Below are 538 nucleotides of genomic sequence, written 5' to 3'. Positions count from 1 at the left end.
GTGATAGCTGCTCGAAGTGGTAACGGCCCGTTTTTAGGCTACTGGGCCCCAGTCGGGCAAACTTGAACATCAGGTAGGTTTCTGCCACCAGAAACAGCGTATACAGCCCGCAAATCAGCCCCATTGACAGCAGAATGTCGTAAGCCTCAAGAGATGAATTGGCCACTGCGGTAGGCAGCACTTCACCCACTGCCCACGGTTGACGGCCGTACTCGGCAACGAACCAACCGGATTCAATCGCGATCCACGGCAATGGAATGCCGTAAAGGGCCACGCGGTGCAACCCTCTGCCCTGCCCGATGCGGCCACGGATCACACGCCAGAATGACAGTCCGAAAATGACAAGCATCAGCACGCCGCAGCCCACCATCACCCTGAAAGCGATATACAACGGTGCAACGCGGGGAATGGAATCGTTGACGGCTTGCTGAATCTGGCTTTCGCTGGCGTTGGCGACGTCATCGGTATAGCGCTTGAGCAACATGCCATAGCCAAGGTCGTGTTTGGCCGTATCAAAGCGGGCGCGAACAGCAGGATC

The 538-nt window shown here is 56.9% G+C and carries 1 protein-coding gene; it reads right to left on the bottom strand.

What is annotated here, in order from left to right:
* Positions 1-538, bottom strand: a 538-nt coding sequence (locus J5224_RS34810) for a cytochrome ubiquinol oxidase subunit I (protein WP_264629365.1), incomplete at both ends; no start/stop codon positions are given.

The sequence above is a fragment of the Candidatus Symbiopectobacterium sp. NZEC135 genome, from assembly GCF_025962695.1.
This window is presented reverse-complemented; position numbering and strand designations above follow the sequence as displayed.